This is a genomic window from Staphylococcus sp. mip270_02 (assembly GCF_054031535.1).
On the sequence record NZ_CM132934.1, the window covers coordinates 2,616,161 to 2,639,624 of the forward strand.

Here is a 23,464-nt window from a genome sequence, read left to right on the forward strand (position 1 = left end):
TTATGAAACAAGACATAATAGAAAGACTGACAAGATACGTAACTATTGACACACAATCTGATCCAGAATCTAATACCACGCCATCTACAGAGAAACAGTGGAATTTATTAAACTTATTAAATGATGAATTGACTGATTTTGGATTAGAGACAGATATCGATGAACAAGGCTACTTATTTGCCACATTAGAAAGCAATGTAGATGCTGATTTACCAACTGTTGGTTTTTTAGCACACGTCGATACATCACCAGACTTTAACGCTACTAATGTCAATCCACAAATAATTGAAGCTTATGATGGCAAACCGATTAAACTTGGAGATACGAGCCGCGTTTTAAGCCAAGATGTTTTTCCAAATATGAAAAATGTCGAAGGTCATACACTTATGGTTACAGATGGAACTTCATTATTAGGCGCTGATGATAAAGCTGGTGTAGTTGAGATTATGGAAGCTTTAAAATACTTAACTTCACATCCTGAAATTAAACATGGACGTATCCGTGTTGCATTTACGCCAGATGAAGAAATCGGTAGAGGCCCTCATGAATTTGATGTCGAACGCTTTAACGCTAACTTTGCGTACACAATGGATGGCAGCGAATTTGGTGAATTACAATATGAAAGCTTTAATGCTGCTGAAGCAATCGTAACTTGTCATGGTGTCAATGTACATCCAGGTTCAGCTAAAGATGCTATGATTAATGCTGTATTATTAGGCCAGCAATTTAATTCATTACTTCCACCAAACGAAGTCCCTGAAAGAACTGAAGGTTATGAAGGTTTTTATCATTTGATGAAAATGAATGGCGACGTTGAAAAAACAACACTTCATTATATTATTCGAGATCACGACAGTAATCAATTTAACTTACGGAAGAAACGTTTAGTCGAAATTAAAAATGATATCAACACGCATTTTGAAGATAATCCTATTGAAATTGAAATCAACGACCAATATTATAATATGGGTGAAAAAATTTCGGCAAATCCACATGTTATTGATATACCAAAACGTGTTTTTACTAAATTAGATATCCCAGCCAATACCGCACCAATTCGTGGAGGTACAGATGGTTCACAACTCTCATATATGGGATTACCTACACCAAATATCTTTACTGGCTGTGATAATTTCCATGGCCCTTTCGAATATGCATCTATTGATGTAATGGAGAAAGCTATTGAAGTTATTGTTGGTATTACAGAAGAAGTCGTACAAACATATCAAAAATAATTATATTTATATTAAAATAGGGAGTGGGACAGAAATCAAATTTTCTAACATAGCTTTCGTAGTCCCACCCCGGCAATTGGTGACTAGCATTGAAAAATGCTTGATATAAGCGTATTTTCAATTCAGTCACCTACTGCCAAATTGAAAATGAGCCTGAGACATCTATTTATGTCCCAGGCTCTTAATTTTTATCATGCTTAACAACATATTTTTCACTAAAATGATAACGGCATAACGAATAAAGTTACCAAAAACTATTTATCATGTCAGTGGCTTAAGATACACTCCACAAAGAACACTAGCAATGCATTTTAATCACTTAAACTATTTGTTTATATCAAATTGAGTTTTCAATAACTTAATCGCTTGGACAGTATAATGTCTAATTTGAATCCCCATTTTAAAATCAGTAAAACTTTCTGGCATTTCTATAAATGTATTAAACATTGCTGTAACACCTATAGATTCAAATAAGTCAAACTTATCATCAGTGGCACAAATTGCTATTGATGGTTTATTGTATTTTGTAGCTAATTCTGCTAGACGTACCGTTGTTGTTTCAAGTATTTGATCTGCTTCATTTATACCTTCTCCAAAAATAATTAAATCTGCTTGCTCTATTAATGCATCTAAATGTGTTATTTGATCTACGAGTTCATGGCTAGTCATGATTTCTGCATTATAGAGCGCATTTAATACTGCAGCAATGCCACCGCCTGCGCCACCTCTTTGCACTGGGCCAAGTACAAGCCTTAATTCACTTTTGAACATTTCACTTAAATACCAAATTAAATTATCAATTTCGGCAGCTTTTTCACGTGTTACCCCATAAGCTTCATACGTTTGCATTATCTCACTATTCTTACCGTAAATTTTACTATCAAAATCTGACATTAATTGAAAACGTACATTGTTTAAGTTTGGATGTAACCCAGAAATATCAATTTTGCGGATATATTTCAACTTATGACTACCTTGTCGTAAATCAATTTCCTGTGCTTCATCATCGTAAAACTTAGCTCCCAGTGCTTGTAACATACCAGCACCGCCATCAAAGCTACCGATACCGCCAAGTGAAATAACAATATGCGTCGCGTCGTTCTCTAAAGCATCTACTATAACTTCTCCCAGACCATAGCTTGTACGTTCATTTATTGGCTTTTGACCTTTTAAAAACAGATTACCCTCAATCACAGTCATACCACTATCTGTGATACCATACACTGCTTCTACCTCTTGCATATCAGCATCATGTGTTGTCATTCTATATTTAGTGCCTGACTGCCAAAGAAAGACAGAATCCATAAGCTCATGACGCCCATTAAATAAAGGAACTTGTACTATGTCTGCTTTTTCAATTTGGCTAGCTACAGCTTCTTCAACATAACGATTCGCTTGATAACTGGAAATAATTCCATTAAATTCATCCATCGCAACTAAAACTTTCATTTTGACACCTCTAGTATTTTTATTTTAAATTTTTTAATTAATAAAAGTAAAAAATTAGGTACATAATCACTTTTAAATTTTTATACATCAGTTCATATATGAATGCCTCATGTTTTGACTATATATGTGTAAACGATAAAATCGTAATCTACATTTCTTATTCAATTATTTATTATACATGCCAGGCGAAAATTTTTCACATTATAAGAAACGCTTGTTAAACACCTACCTCAATGATAAGCGCTTAACAAGCGTTTAAATCTGTATTTTATTGTTTTTACTCTTCAGCACTTGCTAATGTGGAAACGTTAATATCTCCGTGACTCGCATTCCAAATCGCTTGTCCCTTAACAAAATAAAATGCTTGTGGCGATTCATGTTTCACACTTGTTTTTTCTTCTATATAATCAGATAATTCTCTTTCTTGTTGTACAATTAAATAATAACCATCCATATCTCTTTCATATAAAAATTTGTTGAATTGGTCAATTGCATTTGCTGAAATTGGGCATGTTTCGCTATGTTTCAGTACAAATACATATTTATTTTCATTAATAATTTGCTCAAACTGGTCAATCGAACTCAGCTTTATAGCCATTCTATTCACCTCTAAAAATATTTAACACACAGTGATGTTTCAAAAAGTGTGAAATTTACACGATATACACATATCATTGTTTCCAATTATACACAACTCTCTTTTTGTTGTTAACTGTTTATTTAAAATTTTATAACTTTGGTAAAAAACCTTTTTAATTAAAGTCTTCTTTGACATTATTATATTCTTTGTCAAAATCAGCGTCAAACTTCTCTAAATCTTCACCCTTTTTCGGTAAATCTTTAGCGTTGATTTTATCTAATCGTTCGCTAATATCTATCGTTTCTTTTCGAGTTTCATAATAATTTTGTAAGCTGTAATACATTTCTATGGCATTTTTACGTGCATCATTGACATAATTATTTGTAATTGCTGTTTTATTCAAATCTTTAATCTGCTTATCAATTAAAGGCATAATTTGTGTTTCTATAGACTGTTTTACTTTGGTAGTATTCGTTGAGTCCGCTTCTTTCTCAGCCGTGTTTCTCAAATCTTTATTATTTTGCTCTAGTTTATGTTTAAAATTATTTACATCTGTTGTAGAACCAGCGTCACTTGCTTTTTGCATATGTGCTTCAACCTGAGATCTATTTTTTTCAAATAACTTAGTATAGTCTAAAATATCTTCATTTGCCTTAACTGCTTGATTACATAAATCAATGAAGTTTTTCAAGTCATTAATAGCAGCTTTTTTATCTTTCACTGATTTTAAATATGTTGATTTTAATTCTTTTGTTTCTTCAGAATCAGTAGGTAGTTTTTTCGCAGCCGCTTCATAATTGTCGAGCTTAGGAACCAATTTACTATTTACTTTATTTTGCAATTCGTTAAATTCTTTTTTGTTTTTGTCTGTCATATCTGTCTTGCTTAAATCATCTAAACGCTTTAAGTGAATATCATCTATGACTTTTTTCAGTTCATTTTCTTTGGATTTTACGTCATTAAGCGTGCTATCAAAGTCTTTAAATTCGGTAGCTCCTTCATTGCCACATGCGCTTAGTGTAATTGAAAAACAAAACAATAAAACAATGCAAATTATTTTTTTCATTTCTGCACTCCTTATCATTCAGTATTATACAGAAACTTATTTAACTTGAAAATGATATGTGATATATTGTTTCAGAATTTACAGTTTAACAGTTCTATCATAACATTGAAAGGCGTGGACAACCTACATGTATTCTCATATCCAACCATTAGTAACAGAAGACCATAAAAACATTTATCGACAGCAATACCAAGAACTAAGCGATATCCTCTTCAACTTGCTTGATACACCTGTTAAATCAACACATCATCTCGGTGGAACTTCACACTTTAATTATCCAACCGAGCCTATTTTAGATATATTAGTGGGTGTAAATAATTTACATGACATTACATCCTTAGATGAAAAACGTTTGAATTATGAAGGGTTCTACCGCTTACACCATCCATATAAGAAAAAAGTAGTTATGGCACAATTTAATAACTTAATAGAATTAAAACAAGTAGCTCGTTTACATATTATACAAAAGAACTCAAAACTTTATAATGACTACTTGCAAACAAACCTTTTACTCAGTAAAAATGACCATTTAACCACAACATTTGGCGAAGCAAAACAATCTGCTGCAATTACTGCTACAAATATACGTGACTATGAAAATCAGAAGCAGAAACTGTTTGACAATTTAATAAAACATTTAAGTGGCGACATGAAAAGTACTGATATGTAATTAATTAAGCTTAAAAACTGAAATATCAATATAGAATTGAATAACTTAAATTTTTATAACGTACATATGTATTTTAAGTCATTTTAACTAAATTCCTGTTTCCATAGGAAATCTCTTTAATGTTTAATTAAAGTTTAAAAAAATCATGAATATTTTCCTAAGATTTTAGCCAAGCGCACAAATCATTGGTATAATAAATAAATGAATTCAACAAGAAAGGATGTTCTATAGTTGCATAAAGATAACATCTTAAAGGAATTAAAAGCAATTGTACCATCAGAAATTATTAAAATTGATGAACCTTTAAAAAAGTATACATATACACAGACTGGTGGTAAGGCTGATTATTATCTTTCTCCTACCAAAAACGAACATGTTCAAGCCATTGTTCACTATGCCTATACTAAAGATCTTCCTGTAACCTATTTAGGGAATGGTTCTAATATTATTATTCGCGAAGGTGGTATTCGCGGAATTGTTATTAGCTTACTTTCTCTTGATTATATCGATGTATCAGATGATGCAATTATTTCTGGTAGTGGCGCAGCAATCATAGATGTTTCACGTACTGCAAGAGATCATGCCCTAACTGGACTTGAATTTGCATGCGGTATCCCTGGGTCCATCGGTGGTGCTGTATTTATGAATGCAGGTGCTTATGGTGGAGAAGTAAAAGATTGTATTGATTATGCACTTTGTGTTAATGATAAAGGCGAATTAATTACATTAACGAATAAAGAGTTGGAATTAGATTATCGTAATAGTATTGTGCAACAAAAACACTTAGTAGTCTTAGAAGCTGCATTTACACTTGCACCTGGCAATTTAGACGAGATACAAGCGACTATGGATGATCTAACTGAGAGAAGAGAAACAAAACAGCCACTAGAATATCCGTCGTGTGGCAGTGTTTTCCAACGTCCTCCTGGCCATTTTGCAGGCAAATTGATTCAAGACTCTGATTTACAAGGTCATCGTATAGGCGGAGTTGAAGTGTCTAAAAAACATGCTGGCTTTATGGTAAATGTTGATAAAGGTACGGCTACTGATTACGAAGATTTGATCCACTACGTTCAAGAAGTTGTAAAAGAAAAATTTGACGTTGATCTCCATCCTGAAGTGAGAATCATTGGAGACCACCCTGTTGATTAATAGGAGTAAAGACTATGATTAATGTATATGGTTCTACAGTAGATAACGAAGCTCGATGTACACATTATCAAACACCATTAGACATCATTGCGATAAAATTCAAATGTTGTAACAAATACTACCCTTGCTACAAATGTCACAACGAACACGAAAACCATAGCATACAGCGGTGGGATTCAGATGAATTTAATGAAAAGGCAATTTTATGTGGCGTTTGTCATCATGAAATGACTATAAATGATTATATGATGATTGAAGCTTGTCCCGAGTGTGATGCACATTTTAACAATCGTTGTAAGTATCACTATCATTTATATTTTTCAGTTTAATTAACCATTTAAAAAACGCGTTACATCTTATTGATTATACAGAAGATGTAACACGTTTTTTTATATTTACAGTTTCTTTGATTTCAAAATCTTAATAAATACACTTTGTTTATTATACTTTCTCTTGATTTTTTGATTTAAAATAAACAGCTCCTCCACAAAAGTTGAAGTTGCTGTTTATTTTAAGTATTAATATTTATGTATCAAACTATTTCATTTGTTATAACTTCAATTATTAAATTCACAATTTCACCCTTTGGTTGATTGCCAATTTTTCAGATAGTCAATTAATGATCTATTTTATCACTAACAAATTGAACGAAGGTCTCTACATCACCTTTTTGAATATTTTTCATAGGCATTGGCCCAATGTTAAATTTAAAATTAATCTTTTCGCCATCGTAATTAATTGATTCTATTTCGTTATACGCGATACTTCTATAATAAAATTCACCATTCATATCAACATTCAAGATAACTCTTTCGCTTGTAGCTATAAAAGCACCTTCAAATTCTGAAGAACCTTGTATAGAATATTCTATTGTTCCTAATACATTAGGTCCTTTTTTCTCAGTTGGATATAAATCATTTGGATTAACATTGTCTAATATCATTAATTTCAATCCCCCTACATTCGTTGTTTTGATTTGTACAAGTTGATGTTAGAGGTTTGTTTTCTAAAAATCACTTGTATTCGTTTTCTTATTATAACATTCCTACCTTAAAGTTTAATAATATATTGATTTCACTTAAAATCAATATAAAACGCATATTCAATTATCAATTTCAGTATTGTGATAAATCTGATTTAACTTAGCAATTCTATTACTTCTTAGTAATACATTAGACTAGCTTCGTAAATTGAAAAGAGAGCCTGGTATACTCCAGACTCTCTTTTTAGACGTGCCCCCACAAATGACGTCCTTTAACTTTATTTTTCTAAAGCTTTCTCAACTTCTTCAATTTGTTTAATTGCTGTTGTGGTAGAACCACTTGCAAAGTACCAAAGTTTAGGATCTAACTCATACACTTTGTTATCTTTAATTGCATCTACATCTTTAATCACATCATTACCTAATGCGTTTTTAGCTGTTGATTTGCCACCAATTGCTTGTCCACGGTCCATTGCAAAGATAATACTCGGATTTTTCTCTGCTACATATTCATTAGTGACATTTTGACCATGTTTACTATTTTTAATATTATCATCAGCTGGTGTGAAGCCCATTGTATCGAATATCATTGCACCGAAACGTTCACCTGATCCAAATGTTGATAATTCACCTTCATTTACTAATAAGAATAATGCTTTGTTATCTTTTAAATCTTTTGTTTTATCTTTGATACCAGCAATTTTATCATCTAATTTTTTAGTTAGTGATTTTGCTTTGTCTTCTTTATCATAAATTTCACCTAAAGTTTCAGTATTCTTTTTCAATGAATTCACTTCATCTTTATCGTCTACACCAACGTAAACTACTTTTGCATCTGGTGCAGCTTTTTTAAATTCATCTAGATTTTTTTGGTTCGCTGTACGTCCAGAAATATAGATAACTTCTGGTTTAGCTTCAGCAACTTTATCGAAATTAACTTCTTTTAGACTTCCAGTATTTAAATATTTTTCATCTTTGAAATCACTTAAGAAATCTGGCAATGATTTATTACCTTCTCCTTTAGGAAGTGCTTTAACTTTATCTTCAAGTCCCATTTCTTTCATTGTATCTAATGTCCCATAATCAAAAACAACTGCATTTTTTGGGTTCTTAGGAACTTCTACAGTTTCCTTAACTGCTTTAGCATCACTACCATCACGTTTCTCTCCACTTGCTTGATAGTTATTTTCAACCTTTACAGTTTTATTTGAACTTTCACCTTTTGAATCAGCTTCTGAATTCTTTTTATCGTCTGATCCGCCATTACTACATGCTACTAATAAAAACATTAACCCTACTACTAATAATAAACCTAATTTTTTCATGTACTTAACTCCTCCTGGATTTCTAAATGATGTATTCCTTTTTATGTCCCTAAAAGTTAACAACGTTACAGTTGCATCACTCCCCTCAAAGTCACTATTAATTACATTGAATGTGCCAATACTAAATCTTGATGGGCTGTTAACTCATCGTAATAAACACATATACGTTGTCCACGAATTTCTTCAATTCTGACATCCATATCATATAATGTTTTTAACACATCTGTTTGTATAACATCATTTTTCGTACTTGCCTTTACAAGTTGACCATCTTTTAATGCAATGATGTCGTCCGAATAGCAAGATGCAAAGTTAATATCATGAATCACAACGACTATCGTTTTGTTCAAGTCTTGTGCGAGCCTACGCAGTGTTTGCATAATCTGAACCGAATGTTTCATATCAAGATTATTCAATGGCTCATCTAATAATATGTATTCCGTATCTTGAGCAATCGTCATGGCTACATAAGCTCGTTGACGTTGGCCTCCAGAAAGTGTTTTTAAATAACGATCTCTTATTTCATTTAATTGTAATAGATCTAATGCATATTCAACTTGATCTCTATCTTCTTGCTTTAATCGACCTTTTGAATGTGGAAAACGTCCAAATTCCACAAGTTCTTCAACAGTGATATTTAATTCTGTATGATTAGATTGTTTTAAAATTGCTAATTTTTTAGCTAAATCATTACTTTTATAGTCTGTAATTAATTTTCCTTCAATTTCAATCGTACCTGTTTCAAAATCTATCAACCTTGTTATAGTTGACAGGAGTGTACTCTTCCCTGCACCATTTGGACCTATCATGGTTGTCAACTTCCCTTTGTTGATTTCAACGTTTATATTCTGCAAAATCGCTTTATCTTGTATCGTCTTATTAAGGCCTTGAACTTTGATCAATGCGCATGTCTCCTTTTTATTAACAGATAAATGAAGTAACTTCCACCCACTAAATCGATGATTATGCTAACTTGTGTAGTTGCTTCAAAGAAATTTTCAACGATTGCTTGCGCTAAAATTAAACTTAACCAACTAATACAAATCGTTGCTGGCAAAATATACTTATGTTGATATGTTTTCATTAATTCATGTGCTAAATTGACTGTTAGTAATCCTAAGAATGTGATAGGGCCAACTAAAGCTGTTGAAATTGATACCAATACAGACACTAGAATTAATAATAATCGTGTTAAAGTTTTATATGATATACCTAAGTTAATCGCTTGGTCTCGACCTAATAACAGTACATCTAAATACGGTATTGCATAAATCGTAATTAGGATAAGAATAATAAGTATAATGCCACATAGGGTTACAAGCTTACTGTTAGAAGCATCAAAGTTTGCAAACATTGCACTTTGGACTGCTAAGAAATCTTCTGGATTTATAATTAATTCTAAAAAACCTGTAATACTTCTAAAAAAAGTTCCTAAAATGATACCAACCAGTAATATAAAATACACTGATACATCGCCAATTCTAAAAATACCTTGGAATAGTAATAAAGAAAACCCAATCATAACTATTAAAGAAATTAAAAAGCTTAAGTATATGTCTGTAACAAATACTGATTGTACACCGAATACAAATACAATAAGAACTTTTACAAACATATAAATTGCATCTAATCCCATAATAGAAGGTGTTAGTAACCTATTGGTCGTAATTGCTTGGAAAATAACTACAGATGATGCTATTGCACCACCTACTAAAACCATAAGTATGAGCTTTCTCAAGCGACTAGTAAATTGATATTGGAATATTTCAAAATCAATACCTATTACAAGGTAAATCGCTGCTACTATGACTGTACATGCAATTAAGATGTACATTTTTGTTTTAGCGCTAATTTGCATAGTTATGTCTTCCTTTCATTAGCAAGATTAAGAAAATAATAGTGCCAAAGACACCAATTGTTAAACCGATATTAATCTCATATGGATAAACAATCAGTCTGCCGACAATGTCTGAAAACATAACAAAAATAGCACCTAACATCGCTGTATGCGGTAAAGCATTTTTCAAATGGTCTCCTCTAAAGATCGAGACAATGTTTGGGACAATAAGCCCCAAGAAAGGTAATGTTCCTACAGTCACAACAACTAAAGCTGTAATCGTTGCTGTAATAAATAATCCAATGTTAATAATTCTTTCATAGTTAACACCTAAATTATTACTGAAATCTTTCCCCATTCCTGCGATTGTAAAATGATTCGCAAAAATATATGTAAATATTAGTAACGGAATACTTAAATATAAAATTTCGTATCTTCCACTCGTAATAATCGCAAAATTGCCATTTAACCAGTTACCGATACTTTGAACTGTATTCGTTCTAAGTGCTATAAAAGTTGCAAAACTCGAAACAATACCACCGAGCATGATTCCTAAAAGTGGAATAAAAATAACATCGGTAAATCGAATATATTGAACTAATTTTACAAATAAAAAAGTGCCCGCAATACTCAAGACTACTGCAAAAACTAATTTAATCATGATATTTTCTTGAGGAAAAAATATCATTGATATTAAGATACCTAGTTTCGCCCATTCCATAGTTCCAGCTGTAGTCGGACTTACAAATTTATTTTGCATCATTTGTTGCATAATCAAGCCAGCAAGTGCTAGCGTACTACCTGATATTAATATACTGACAGTTCTTGGAATTCTACTTGAGACAATAATATTCATTTGCTCTTTAGAAAGTGTGAAAATATCAGTAATAGAAACCTTACTCACACCTATAAAAAGAGAAAGGATAGTAAGTAATAATAAAATGATAGCTAAAACTATACCATTTAATAAGAATTTCATAATGATGTACCTCTAATCCTTTCATAATTGTGAATTATTCATGATGTTAACCAATGGTTATGATAATCATTATCAGTGGTTATAATAAAATTTTACCATTTTTAAACGTAAATTCAATAGTAATCAGTGATTTAAATAGAATTATTTAATTGTAAACTATATACAAAAATATTAAATTCACTATTTATTAGTTATATTGTTAATACTTGTTTAACTATTTAGTTGAACAGTTTTTCTATCGATTTCTTGTTGAAATATTTGATGGATTAAAACTAACTACTAACACCATATAAAATAAGCCTTCTAAAAGTTAAACTTTTAGAAGGCTAATTAGTTTTATAATAATCATTAACACACTAGACTGTTCTTATATTTATACTTTGGCTTAGTCTTCGAAAACAAAATCTTCGTCTTTTAACGCTTCAACGTTTAAAGCTAATGTGTAGCCATCACCTTTTACAGAGAAGAAGTCATGGTTTTTAGTAGTAGTGTCTAAAGCATTTTCAATGATTGGATTAAATTCACGTTCTTCGAAATATGGATCGAATCCTAAGTTAGACAAAGCTTTGTTGCCATTATATCTAACATAGTTAAGTACATCTTCAGATAGACCAATAGCATCATAAAGTGAATGCGTATAAGCAACTTCATTTCTATATAAATCTTCTAATAATTTATACATTTCTTGATCTGCTTGTTGTTTTTCACTTTCTGAAAGTTCATTGCGTAAACTTTGTGCATCCATACCAGTAAATACGCCATGAATAGATTCATCCAATAATATTTTACGGATGATTTCTCCAGATGTAGTCATTTTACCTTGTCCTGCAAGATATAATGGGTAATAGAAACCAGAGTAGAATAAAAATGTTTCTAAGAATACGCTTGATACGCGCGCCATATATTGATCATAAATTGAAGCTTCTTTACCCCATAATTTATGATAATTATCAATAATTTTATCTGATTTATATTTCAAATGCGGTTCTTCAATAACCCATTTGTCTAATAAATAGTTTGTTTCACTAGAAGGTAGTAATGTAGTAAAAATATGCGAATAACTTTTAGCGTGGATTTGTTCCATCATCGCCATAAATGAATAAACGGCTTTCTTGCGTAAATCTGTCGTATGTAGCATGATAAGCGGCATACCATCGTCTGCTTGATGAGTATCTAAGCCTGTTAATCCTGCTAAAGCTTTTTTAAATGCTTCTTTTTCAGGTTCAGATAATGTCTTCCAGCTTGCAATATCTTTAGATACTTTAAATTCTGTTTCTACCCACATTTGTGAAATATTTTGTCGCCAAAACATATTAGTCATGTCTTCTTGTGTATTCCAATTAACTGCTTTCATTTAGATAATGTCCCCTATCTAGTAAAAATTTAATTAAAGCAGTGATTTACAGCCTAATCTAATTCTTAGACTAGACTGTTCTATATAATCACTTAACTTGGCTCTTATTGCTAAATTATATTGAACAACTTGTACATTCTTCAACACTCAATAATTTATTTCTAGTGTAATATAAAGATTTTAATCCTTTATGATGTGCATAAACATAAAGTCTAGATAGTTCACGTGTAGAAATTTCAGAATTTACATATAAAATTGTAGAAATACCTTGATCCACGTGAGTTTGAATAGTTGAGATTAAATCTATTAATTTCATTTGATCTGTATTAAATGCAGACTTATAGTACCACATTGTCTCTGGTGATAAGAATGGCATTGGATAGAATGTTTCTGCGTTACCATAAGTACGGCGTTCAATTTGGTCAACAATTGGCATAACTGAACTAGTTGCATTTTGTACATATGAAATACTTTGTGTAGGTGCAATTGCTAAACGATATGCATGGAATAGACCATGTGCTTCCACTTCTTTTTGTAAAGCTTTCCAATCTTCAGCTGTTGGAACATCAAAACCATCAAATAATTTACGAACTTTTTCATATTTCGCTTCAAAAGTTTGAGTTGTATAGAATTCAAAGTACTTACCGTTTGCGTAATCAGATTTTTCGAAGTCTTTATATACTTCTTGTCTTTCTTTAGCAATTTCCATTGAACGTTCAATGGAATAATAGTTCATCATCATAAAGAAAATGTTTGCGAAATCTTTCGCTTCTTCAGATTCATAACCAATTTTATTTTTAGCTAAGTAGCCATGTAGATTCATTACACCTAATCCTACTGAATGTAACTCCCTATTAGCTTTTCTAACGCCAGGTGCATTCTGAATATCCGCTTCATCACTAACAACCGTTAAAGCATCCATACCAGTGTGTACTGAGTCTTTGAATTTACCTGATTCCATCACATTAACGATATTTAATGAACCTAAATTACATGAGATGTCACGTTTAATTTCATCTTCAGTGCCATAATCATTGATAATAGAAGTCTCTTGTAATTGGAAAATTTCAGTACATAAGTTACTCATTTTAATTTGTCCAATGTCAGAGTTAGCATGCACTTTGTTTGCATTATCTTTAAACATTAAATATGGATAACCTGATTGTAATTGTGTTTGTGCAATCATATTCAGCATTTCACGTGCATCTTTTTTCTTTTTATCAACATTTGGGTTAGCAACAAGTTCATCGTAATATTCATCTAAGTTAATATCATCTAAAGTGACACCGTATTCTTTATAAATTGTATGAGGCGCAAACATATGGAAATCTTTGCCTTCTTTTGCAAGATCAAAAAACTTAGATGGCACAATTAATCCTGTTGAAATTGTAGACAAACGTAAATCTTCATCAGCGTTTACTTTTTTCGTATCTAAAAACTCTTCAACATCATAGTGGAAAATATTTAAATAAACTGCACCTGCGCCAGGACGTTGTCCAAGTTGATCTGCATAGCTAAAGCCACCTTCAAGTGATTTTGCAACTGGAAGTACGCCTTTGGCAACGCCTTTTATACCTTTAATCGCTTCACCACGTGCGCGCAATTTAGATAAATTAATAGCAACACCGCCGCCAATTTTACTTAACTGTTTAGCTGTTGAATCAATGAAATTAATTGAATTCAAGCTGTCATCTGTTTCAAGTAAGAAACAAGATACAAGTTCACCACGACGAGCACGACCAGCATTTAAAAATGTAGGTGTTGCCGGTTGGTAACGTTGTTCAACCATTGCTGAAATAAATTGTTTAGCTGTCGCTTTATGACCATTTGCTAGATATAATGCAACGATTGCTACGTGTTGCTTATAATCTTCTAAATATTGACTTTTATCGTTTGTTTTTAAAGCATAATCTTTGAAAAACTTACTTGCAGACATGTAACTCGCAAATTTAAAAGGAATACTTTTAGCGTAATCTGTTATTTCTATCAAATCTGCTTCTGAGTATTTTGCAAATAAGTCAAAATAGAAATCATTATCAACGAGATAGTGAAGGCGTTCGATTTCAGTATCAAAGTATATAGTCTTGTCTTCTATTTCCTCTAAATATACTGCTAATGCTTCTTGGTCTTTTTCTAAATTGAAAAAGCCATTATCTTTACGTTTAGTAACCTCGTTATTTAACTCAATATGATTGTATTTCTTCTCGTCCATAATCTTCATTGAAATGCCCCACCTTATCTTTAAATTCGCTAATATCATTTTGTGTTCCTTGTACTTCAAATTTCATTAATAAAGGAACTTGATATTTTTCTGAGATAGACCGTCCAGCTTTCGCAAAGTTTTGACCCCAATTGCGATTTCCGCTCGCTGCAACGCCTTTTAATAAATTTTTATTTACATCTAAAAATGACTGAACTGGTTGTGGTACTTCGCCAAATCCTATCGTTCCAGTGACCAATATGAATGGTTCTTCAATTTTCTCAGAACAATTACTTTGTGTAATTTCCATCACATTCGTAAGCTCAGTTTTTTTGATGAATCTGCGTACATTGCCAGAAAATGAAAAATAGACAACCTTCATTGGACCACCTTCTTTCTTAATTTAACTAATATTTTATTAATGAAAAATCACAATTATAAAATCGAACTATTTCACTTCGTACTTAAAGAATGATAACTAGTATTAACTTTTTGGAGTTAACCACTATATATAGTAAGCTTGTTATCTATATGTTGGTATGTAAAAAATCATTAATTAAGTATTTATGCTTGATTTGTCATTATTAAACGCTCTTAATAGTGTTATTTTACTTAAAATTTGGTTTATTATAAATAAAGTGACCCTGCATATAAAACACAATATATTGTGTTTCGTTCTGATCATCAATACTATATTATGTGTTTCATTATACATAATTCAGAACCTTATTTAAAGGCCTTTGTTTTTGACAAAATATTGAAGAGCAGAGGTAAATGGCACCAATTCAACTTTAAACTGCTATTTTTGATCACAAAAAAAATTTTTTCTGAATTTAAGGTTTTTTCATTTGCTTTTTTTGAAAAGCTTGTAACGCTTGATTTAGCGTGGTTTAGCTATTAAACCCCTTCACATTGTCCACAACACATATCACACAAACTATAAATTCTATTTAGATAAATTGTAAATTACCACACCTGATTACAGAACGTTTGTTCGCTTTTTATAATCATAATATAGTTTCATCAAACTTTCAAGGATATATACATATTCTAGAAATATATGCTAATATATATACGTTAAAAACTAACAATTGAGGCGATACATATGAATCCTAAAGTTAAGGGTATCATTGCCATACTTATTTCAGCAGTTGGTTTTAGCTTTATGTCTGTTTTCTTCAGACTAGCTGGTGACTTACCAGTCTACCAAAAGTCACTTGCTCGAAATTTAGTAGCAATGTTTATACCTATGTATTTTATTTTCAAATATAAACAACCCCTATTTGGTAAACTCAGCAGTCAACCCCTGTTAATTTCACGTTCAACATTAGGTTTGATTGGTGTTTTACTAAATATTTATGCAATAGACCATATGATTCTAAGCGATGCTGATACTTTAATGAAGTTAAATCCATTTTGGACTATCTTACTTAGTTTAATATTTTTAAATGAAAAGGTTCGTAATTATCAATTTATAGCTATGATCGTAGCTATAGCAGGGATGTTATTTGTGGTGAAACCAGAATTTTCTTCATCTATGTTTCCAGCTATAGCAGGGTTATTATCAGGTATATTTGCAGCAAGTGCTTACACTTGTGTCAGGGCACTTAGTACACGTGAAGCTCCCTATACAATTGTATTCTATTTTTCATTCTTTTCCATTATAGTTCTGATACCATTTACTATATTTACATTTGAGCCAATGACGATGACTCAGGTATGGTATTTAATCGGTGCTGGTCTATCAGCTGCCGCAGGTCAAATCGGTATTACGCTTGCTTATAGCTATGCACCCGCTAAAGATATTTCTATCTTTACTTACGCATCTATTATCTTTACCGCTTTATTTGGCTTTATCTTATTTGGTGAATCACCAGACTTTTATGCAGTGCTTGGCTATATGATTATCATTGGGTCTAGTTACTATATGTTTGAAAAAGCAAGAAGACAACCTACTACAATTCAAAAGTCAGAACAAAAACCATAAATTTAAAGGAGTTTTCAATTATGAGCGAAGGACGTAAAACAGAAGATTTACAGGATATTACTTTACTCGGCAATCAAAATAATAAATATGAATTCGACTATGACCCAGCAGTCTTAGAATCATTTGATAACAAACATCCCGGGCGTGACTACTTTGTAAAATTTAATTGTCCAGAATTTACATCACTTTGTCCAATTACGGGTCAACCTGATTTTGCGACAATTTATATTTCTTATATACCAAATATAAAAATGGTTGAGTCAAAATCATTAAAACTTTACTTATTTAGTTTTAGAAATCACGGTGACTTCCATGAAGATTGTATGAATATCATTATGAATGACTTAATTGAATTAATGGACCCTCACTATATCGAAGTTTGGGGCAAATTTACGCCTCGTGGTGGTATTTCAATTGATCCTTATACGAATTATGGTCGCCCAGATTCTAAATATGAAAAGATGGCAGAACATCGTTTAATGAATCACGATTTATATCCTGAAAAAATAGATAACCGTTAATACTCTATTCCTATAAACTATCAAAGAAATTTGACTACATTATATCTTTGATAGTTTATTTTTTTATACTTTTCCATCATCAATTAACTGATTATTCATTAAATTTTGTACTTTTCATATATACACTTGTTATTTTTGTAAAATCAGTATAGAATAAATCCAACCGTTTAAGGGGAGGGAATTTATGAAAAAGATTGATTACACACACGAAGAAATAATGAAAAGTATTCCAAACAAAGGTTTCTTCGGACATCCAAAAGGACTAAGTACACTTTTCTTCACTGAATTTTGGGAGAGATTCAGTTACTATGGTATGAAAGCCATTTTAATCTTTTACTTATACTATAGTGTAGCCGAAGGTGGTTTCGGGTTAAGCCAAGCCGTCGCGATGCAAATCGTTGCAATATACGGTACCTTAATCTACATGTCGGGCGTGATTGGTGGTTGGATTGCTGATAGGATTACCGGCACTCAAAATGCCGTCTTCTATGGTGGTATCCTCATCATGCTTGGTCATTTATTGCTATCATTACCAAATAATTTAACATTAGTCATGATTGCATTAGCCGTCATCATTGCAGGGACTGGTTTGTTAAAACCAAATATCTCAACTACAGTTGGTGAATTATACGATCGTAATGATGTACGCCGAGACTCTGCATTCACATTATTCTATATGGGAATAAACTTAGGTAGTTTACTTGCACCGTTATTAACTGGTTTCTTACAAACTAGAATTAGTTTCCACGCAGGTTTCTTAGCTGCTGCAATCGGTATGTTCTGTGGTTTAGTTGTCTATGCGATTAAACGTAAGAAAAACTTAGGTTTTGCTGGACGCAATGTCCCAAATCCATTAACAAGACCAGAACTTAAGAAATTCGGTTTTATATCTGGTGGTTTCATCTTATTATTCTTAATTTATTTATTAGTTTTACATTTATTCAATGCACTGACGCTTGAGAACTTCAGTTTCTTAATTACTATTTTAGGTATCGTATTACCTATCTACATCTTTATTAACATGATTGTAAGTAAAGATGTAACTAAAGATGAGCGTTCACGTGTATATAGTTACGTACCACTGTACATAACGTCTGTAGCTTTTTGGATGATTCAAGAACAAGGATCAACTATTTTAGCAACTTTTGCAGATAAAAAAACACAATTAGAGATGTCAGTGCTTACCAATGGGTTATTTGACTTTACAATCCCAGCAGCTTGGGCGCAATCATTAAATCCTATATTCATAGTTGTTTTAGCACCGGTATTTGCAACGTTATGGATGAAATTGGGCAAACACAACCCGCCTACTGTATACAAATTTGCATTTGGTGCAATTATTGCCGGTTTATCATATTTAGTAATGATTATTCCGTTAGCTACAGGGAATGAATTAATTAACCCATTATGGCTTGTACTAAGTTTCTTATTGATAACAATTGGTGAACTTTGTATCTCACCTGTTGGTTTATCAACAACTACAAAATTAGCTCCTATTACATTCACAGCACGTATGATGAGCTTATGGATGCTTAGTAACGCAACTGCACAAGGACTCAACGCACAACTCGTTGTTGTCTATACTAGGATGAATCAAAGTGATTACTTTATGTATTCAGGTCTTGTTGCAGTAGTAATCGGTGTGTTATTATTACTCATTTCACCAAAAGTTAAACGCGCGATGAAAGGCGTTTATTAATTAAATTAATTGGACAGATGACTAGGAGAAATAATTTAAAATATACGGTATAATTTCGCTTCCTTCATCTATCCTTAACTTGATTAACAGCCCAAGACAATATTGTCTTGGGCTGTTTTATCTTACTCTTAATTCTGACTACCTTCAAAAGTACTTGTTTTAAAAATATCCCTACCTTATATCTTTATTCCACTAACACATCGGTGATCCTTACACATATACCCTTTAACTGAATTACTTCTCACCTCAACGCTACCCCCTTTTAACATGACCATACTATTCTTAACTATAATCCATTGCAAACATTACCAATTTTACCCATTCTGTGAACACTGTATTTTATATTTACCGGAATATAAATATAACGATATATTAACTATAATTTATCAGAATATTCACAATATTGCTATTTTGAGAATATTATTGCAATTAAATTTAATTAAGCGTAAAATCTTTTTTATACATTTTTATTGGGAGTAAGGAAGGACGGGAATGTTTTATGCAAGATAAGTATACATCACAAGATCCAACAGTCGAATCAATTCCTCAAAAAGGTTTTTTTGGTCACCCTAAAGGACTCGGTGTTTTATTTTTCGTAGAATTTTGGGAAAGATTCAGCTACTATGGTATGCGTGCATTATTAATCTTCTATATGTATTTCGCTATCAAAGACGGTGGCCTTGGTATGGATAAAAGCACTGCACAATCAGTTATGGCTGTGTATGGTGCATTAATTTATATGACTTCAGTGCTTGGAGGTTGGATTTCAGATAGAATTACCGGCACACGTAAAGCCACGTTTTATGGTGGCGTATTAATTATTATTGGTCATATTTTCTTAAGTTTACCATTAGATGTTATCGGACTATTTATCTCAATGTTTTTCATTATAATTGGTTCAGGTTTAATGAAACCAAGTATTTCAAATATTGTTGGTAGATTATATCCAGAGAATGACACACGCATAGATGCAGGTTTTGTTATTTTCTATATGTCAGTAAACTTAGGTGGATTACTTTCACCATTAATTTTAAATCAATTTGTAAATAGTGGGAATTTCCATGCCGGCTTCTTAATTGCAGCCATTGGTATGGCACTTGGTTTAATTTGGTACATGATTTTCAACAAGAAAAATATTGGCGATGTTGGTACAAAACCTACTAATCCATTAAATCAACAAGAAAAGAAAAAATACGGTTTAATATTTGCGGTTATAACGCTAATTATTGCCGCTGTGTTAATTATTACTGGTTTAACAGGTACACTTTCATTTAGCATTGTAAGTACAACTGTTTTAGTACTCGGTATAGCATTACCTATTATTTACTTTACAATAATGATACGCAGCAAAGAAGTAACAGACGATGAACGTTCACGTGTTATTGCTTTTATACCATTGTTTGTTTTAGGTGTTTTATTCTGGTCTATTCAAGAACAAGGGGCAAATGTACTTAACTTATTCGCCTTTGAAAGCAGTGATATGAAATTAAATATTTTTGGATGGAAGACTGATTTTGGTCCAACACTTTTCCAATCTATTAATCCATTGTTTATCGTATTATTAGCTCCAGTTGTTTCAATCATATGGGCAAAAATGGCTCGACGCCAACCAAGCATAGCGACAAAATTTGTTTTAGGTGCATTGTTAGCTGGTGCTTCATATATCATGATAGGTTTAATTGGGCACTCCGCAGATGGTTCAATGTTAAGTGTTAACTGGGTTATCCTTTCATATATTATCTGTGTAATTGGCGAACTATGCTTATCACCAACTGGTAATAGTGCCGCTGTTAAATTAGCTCCAAAAGCGTTTAACACACAAATGATGAGTTTATGGTTATTAACAAATGCATGTGCACAAGCTATTAATGGTACACTGGTTCATTTAATCGAACCACTAGGCTATAAAAACTATTTCTTATTCTTAGGTGTTATCGCAATTATCGTAAGTCTTATTGTCCTTGCTTTTGTACCAAAAATTGTTAAAGGCATGAGAGGCATTAAATAATTTCAATTCGAACATAAATAAACCTCAGGTGATAGTGCCTAGGGTTTATTTATGTTCGTATAATTTTTTCAAAATAACAGTGGTCTTTTATCAATTGATATATTCAATATAACAACCACCAAACTATTTAATTGATATATTATAATGTTTTCAGTGTAAAATTAATAGTGCTTTGGACCGACGACTCCTGTGGAAATAGTACTAGCCAAAGGTTACAGGCTGAGGCAGTTCCCACGGAATTCATGCACAAAAATCTACCAACAAAGTCAAAAGTCTGAAATAAACCCAAACGCTTGGTTAAGCGTTTGGGTTATTTTTTACTACTCTATAGTAACAAAATACATACCAGCTCTCATTTTCCTAACATAAACCAATATCAAATTTACGCATTAACTTTAGAATATCTTATTATATGTTCATAAAAAGCACATAATACGTCATCTCACTACTAGCTTATATTTATGAATATGACTTTCTATTTGCTTACTAGATGATTAAAGTCTATAATTTAGTCTCTAAATATTATGTCTTTATTTCATAAGAAAATTGGGTACATAATAAAATAGAACGCAAAATCAAAAGAAATATGGTGAATAGATTGACTAAAACAAAATACAAACACGGTGTGTTATTTTATCATGAACACTCAGGTATAAAAGATATTTACAGAGGTTTAGGGGATGTGGCCTCTTCTTTAACAACATTTTGTAAACATTTATCAATCCAACTAAGTGAAAATGAAGGTGATATCATCACTTTCTGTAAAAAAATAAAAAACCAAAGCTATAGTGATGATGTTGATATTATTTTCATTCTTGGTGGAGATGGCACAGTAAATGAACTTATTAATGGACTGATGCAAAGTGAATTAGATATCCCTATTGGTATTATTCCTGGCGGTACCTTTAATGATTTCGTAAAGACATTAAACTTTAATCCACGTCATAAATCGGCAAGCCAGCAATTAATCAATTCAGAATTGCGCCCCTATGATGTAATGAAAATAAATGATCAATACGCACTTAACTTCGCCGGATTAGGTCTTATAGTTCAAAATGCAGAAAATGTGCAAAATGGGAATAAAGACGTTTTCGGGAAACTGAGCTATGTCGGTTCTACTGTTAAAACATTACTCAACCCAGAGCACTTTGATTACAAAATGACCGTAGATGGAAAAGAAATCAATGGCAATACAGCAATGATTGTTGTAGCAAATGGTCCATTTATAGGCGGTAGTCGTATTCCGTTAACAGACCTCTCACCTAGTGACGGCTATTTAAATATATTCATTTTTGAGGAGCACAGTTCAAGTGTAATAGCTGATATATTTAAACAACGCGATAGTATGAATTGGAATAACATGACGGATGGTATTAAACACATCCTAGCTAAAGAAATAACTATTGAAGCTAATCCACAAATGAAAATAGATATAGATGGAGAAATTGCCTTAAACACGCCACTTAACATTGAAATTGTGCCTAGTGCAATTAATATACTAACTCTACCAGACTCAAATATAGATACACAACAAACAGACGAAGATTAGTACAAATACTGATTTACAACCTAATAGCATATGTAAATAAGATTTTATTATTGACTATGATGTCATTAATAAAATCTTATTTTTAATGCTTGAACCGAGCTCAATAAATCCATAAATAAAAGCAGCAAAGAAGGCAACAAGATTCCCCCTCTTCACTGCTAAAAAAAGTATTTAAATTTTGTATTCACTATCACCTAAAAAATATTGCTCTACATCTTTCCAATTATTAACGCGTGCAAATCTATCATCATTGATATTATGTGTTGCTGTGTACATAATTGGTGTTCCAGTAAAGATACTTAACTGTCTTGGATTATCATCAATTAAATAATCTGCGTTAACAATATCTTTTCGACCGCAAAACACAAAATGTTGAGGATCTAAAAACGGGAAATACTCTCTTAACCAATTATATTTATCATGAAACGACGTCGGTACATCCATTGCAGCAGTCGCGATAAATACATCATAATGTTCAGTTAACTTCTTCACAACTTCTTGTGCATCAGCCATCACTTCTAATTTTTTGAAAAATCCAGGTTCGCGTAAAATTTCAGTCAGTAAGCCATCATGTTCAGGCATTGCATGTCTTAATTTAATACCATCTAACATATCTATAGAAATACCTAAGTCTGTACGCTTATTTACATCTTCAATTAATGCACCCACTGTATCCGCAAGTACCTCATCCATATCAATCGCTATTGATTTTCTAGTCATGTACTACTCTACTCCCTTTTCCTACTTAATATACTTTAATTTGTAACATACTATATAACACGTAACAAATCTATCCCTATATACCTCAATTATAGCAAAACACGTTCAACTAAACCAAAATTGAACATAGCATTAATATTATCACTTTCAA

21 protein-coding genes are annotated in these 23,464 nt (G+C 31.9%); 9 read left to right on the top strand and 12 right to left on the bottom strand.

Annotated elements, in window-relative coordinates:
* Positions 1 to 2 precede the first annotated feature (2 nt).
* Entirely contained in the window at positions 3 to 1,235 is a 1,233-nt protein-coding gene (gene pepT / locus ACW5YJ_RS12555) for a peptidase T (protein ID WP_457338262.1), read from the top strand.
* 324 nt (positions 1,236 to 1,559) lie between these two features.
* Here the strand turns inward: pepT and ACW5YJ_RS12560 are convergent, their stop codons facing one another.
* From ACW5YJ_RS12560 to ACW5YJ_RS12570, 3 genes are all read right to left on the bottom strand, one after another.
* Positions 1,560 to 2,684 carry a glycerate kinase gene (locus tag ACW5YJ_RS12560; RefSeq protein WP_017722513.1) on the bottom strand — a complete coding sequence of 375 codons (1,125 nt, stop codon included), beginning with the start codon at positions 2,682 to 2,684 and terminating at the stop codon, positions 1,560 to 1,562.
* A 277-nt stretch (positions 2,685 to 2,961) separates the two neighbouring features.
* Positions 2,962 to 3,282 carry a bacillithiol system redox-active protein YtxJ gene (gene ytxJ, locus ACW5YJ_RS12565; RefSeq protein WP_017722514.1) on the bottom strand — a complete coding sequence of 107 codons (321 nt, stop codon included), beginning with the start codon at positions 3,280 to 3,282 and terminating at the stop codon, positions 2,962 to 2,964.
* Between the two features lie 154 nt (positions 3,283 to 3,436).
* Positions 3,437 to 4,330 carry an EMYY motif lipoprotein gene (locus tag ACW5YJ_RS12570; RefSeq protein WP_017722515.1) on the bottom strand — a complete coding sequence of 298 codons (894 nt, stop codon included), beginning with the start codon at positions 4,328 to 4,330 and terminating at the stop codon, positions 3,437 to 3,439.
* Positions 4,331 to 4,457: 127 nt separating this feature from the next.
* On the opposite strand from ACW5YJ_RS12570, the gene ACW5YJ_RS12575 reads away from it, so the two are divergent.
* From ACW5YJ_RS12575 to ACW5YJ_RS12585, 3 genes are all read left to right on the top strand, one after another.
* Positions 4,458 to 5,000: a GrpB family protein gene (locus tag ACW5YJ_RS12575; RefSeq protein WP_017722516.1), complete on the top strand. Its 543-nt coding sequence runs from the start codon at positions 4,458 to 4,460 to the stop codon at positions 4,998 to 5,000.
* Positions 5,001 to 5,231: 231 nt separating this feature from the next.
* Positions 5,232 to 6,152, top strand: a complete 921-nt coding sequence (gene murB / locus ACW5YJ_RS12580) for a UDP-N-acetylmuramate dehydrogenase (RefSeq protein WP_107551309.1) — start codon at positions 5,232 to 5,234, stop codon at positions 6,150 to 6,152.
* A gap of 14 nt (positions 6,153 to 6,166) precedes the next feature.
* Entirely contained in the window at positions 6,167 to 6,481 is a 315-nt protein-coding gene (locus ACW5YJ_RS12585; protein WP_017722518.1) for a CHY zinc finger protein, read from the top strand.
* 287 nt (positions 6,482 to 6,768) lie between these two features.
* On the opposite strand, the gene ACW5YJ_RS12590 is transcribed toward ACW5YJ_RS12585, so the two are convergent.
* From ACW5YJ_RS12590 to nrdI, 8 genes are all read right to left on the bottom strand, one after another.
* Positions 6,769 to 7,095, bottom strand: a complete 327-nt coding sequence (locus ACW5YJ_RS12590; protein ID WP_017722519.1) for a PH domain-containing protein — start codon at positions 7,093 to 7,095, stop codon at positions 6,769 to 6,771.
* A 317-nt stretch (positions 7,096 to 7,412) separates the two neighbouring features.
* Positions 7,413 to 8,459 carry a ferrated catecholamine ABC transporter substrate-binding lipoprotein SstD gene (locus tag ACW5YJ_RS12595; RefSeq protein ID WP_457338264.1) on the bottom strand — a complete coding sequence of 349 codons (1,047 nt, stop codon included), beginning with the start codon at positions 8,457 to 8,459 and terminating at the stop codon, positions 7,413 to 7,415.
* A gap of 101 nt (positions 8,460 to 8,560) precedes the next feature.
* The gene (locus ACW5YJ_RS12600; protein WP_107551312.1) at positions 8,561 to 9,361 is read right to left on the bottom strand and encodes an iron ABC transporter ATP-binding protein; all 801 of its coding nucleotides are present in this window, start codon (positions 9,359 to 9,361) and stop codon (positions 8,561 to 8,563) included.
* Positions 9,358 to 10,317, bottom strand: coding sequence for an iron chelate uptake ABC transporter family permease subunit (locus ACW5YJ_RS12605; protein ID WP_017722522.1), 960 nt, complete (start codon positions 10,315 to 10,317; stop codon positions 9,358 to 9,360). The genes ACW5YJ_RS12600 and ACW5YJ_RS12605 overlap by 4 nt, the downstream gene beginning before the upstream one ends.
* Entirely contained in the window at positions 10,307 to 11,275 is a 969-nt protein-coding gene (locus tag ACW5YJ_RS12610) for an ABC transporter permease (RefSeq protein WP_107551313.1), read from the bottom strand. The genes ACW5YJ_RS12605 and ACW5YJ_RS12610 overlap by 11 nt, the downstream gene beginning before the upstream one ends.
* A gap of 385 nt (positions 11,276 to 11,660) precedes the next feature.
* Complete coding sequence (gene nrdF, locus ACW5YJ_RS12615) at positions 11,661 to 12,629, bottom strand: class 1b ribonucleoside-diphosphate reductase subunit beta (protein ID WP_017722524.1); 969 nt, start codon at positions 12,627 to 12,629, stop codon at positions 11,661 to 11,663.
* A gap of 115 nt (positions 12,630 to 12,744) precedes the next feature.
* Positions 12,745 to 14,850, bottom strand: a complete 2,106-nt coding sequence (nrdE, locus tag ACW5YJ_RS12620; protein ID WP_426432557.1) for a class 1b ribonucleoside-diphosphate reductase subunit alpha — start codon at positions 14,848 to 14,850, stop codon at positions 12,745 to 12,747.
* Positions 14,813 to 15,211 carry a class Ib ribonucleoside-diphosphate reductase assembly flavoprotein NrdI gene (nrdI, locus tag ACW5YJ_RS12625; RefSeq protein WP_017722526.1) on the bottom strand — a complete coding sequence of 133 codons (399 nt, stop codon included), beginning with the start codon at positions 15,209 to 15,211 and terminating at the stop codon, positions 14,813 to 14,815. Before nrdI ends, nrdE begins: the two co-directional genes overlap by 38 nt.
* 723 nt (positions 15,212 to 15,934) lie before the next feature.
* On the opposite strand from nrdI, the gene ACW5YJ_RS12630 reads away from it, so the two are divergent.
* From ACW5YJ_RS12630 to ACW5YJ_RS12650, 5 genes are all read left to right on the top strand, one after another.
* Complete coding sequence (locus ACW5YJ_RS12630; RefSeq protein WP_017722527.1) at positions 15,935 to 16,816, top strand: DMT family transporter; 882 nt, start codon at positions 15,935 to 15,937, stop codon at positions 16,814 to 16,816.
* A 20-nt stretch (positions 16,817 to 16,836) separates the two neighbouring features.
* Positions 16,837 to 17,337, top strand: coding sequence for a preQ(1) synthase (queF, locus tag ACW5YJ_RS12635; protein WP_017722528.1), 501 nt, complete (start codon positions 16,837 to 16,839; stop codon positions 17,335 to 17,337).
* A 184-nt stretch (positions 17,338 to 17,521) separates the two neighbouring features.
* Positions 17,522 to 19,036: a peptide MFS transporter gene (locus ACW5YJ_RS12640; RefSeq protein WP_017722529.1), complete on the top strand. Its 1,515-nt coding sequence runs from the start codon at positions 17,522 to 17,524 to the stop codon at positions 19,034 to 19,036.
* Positions 19,037 to 19,535: 499 nt separating this feature from the next.
* Positions 19,536 to 21,044 (top strand): peptide MFS transporter, encoded by a 1,509-nt coding sequence (locus ACW5YJ_RS12645; protein ID WP_135092197.1) that lies wholly within the window; start codon positions 19,536 to 19,538, stop codon positions 21,042 to 21,044.
* Between the two features lie 586 nt (positions 21,045 to 21,630).
* The gene (locus ACW5YJ_RS12650) at positions 21,631 to 22,593 is read left to right on the top strand and encodes a diacylglycerol/lipid kinase family protein (protein WP_039834325.1); all 963 of its coding nucleotides are present in this window, start codon (positions 21,631 to 21,633) and stop codon (positions 22,591 to 22,593) included.
* Positions 22,594 to 22,764: 171 nt separating this feature from the next.
* Here ACW5YJ_RS12650 and ACW5YJ_RS12655 read toward each other — a convergent pair whose 3' ends face one another.
* Positions 22,765 to 23,313, bottom strand: a complete 549-nt coding sequence (locus tag ACW5YJ_RS12655; RefSeq protein ID WP_017722532.1) for a 5' nucleotidase, NT5C type — start codon at positions 23,311 to 23,313, stop codon at positions 22,765 to 22,767.
* Between the last annotated feature and the right edge of the window lie 151 nt (positions 23,314 to 23,464).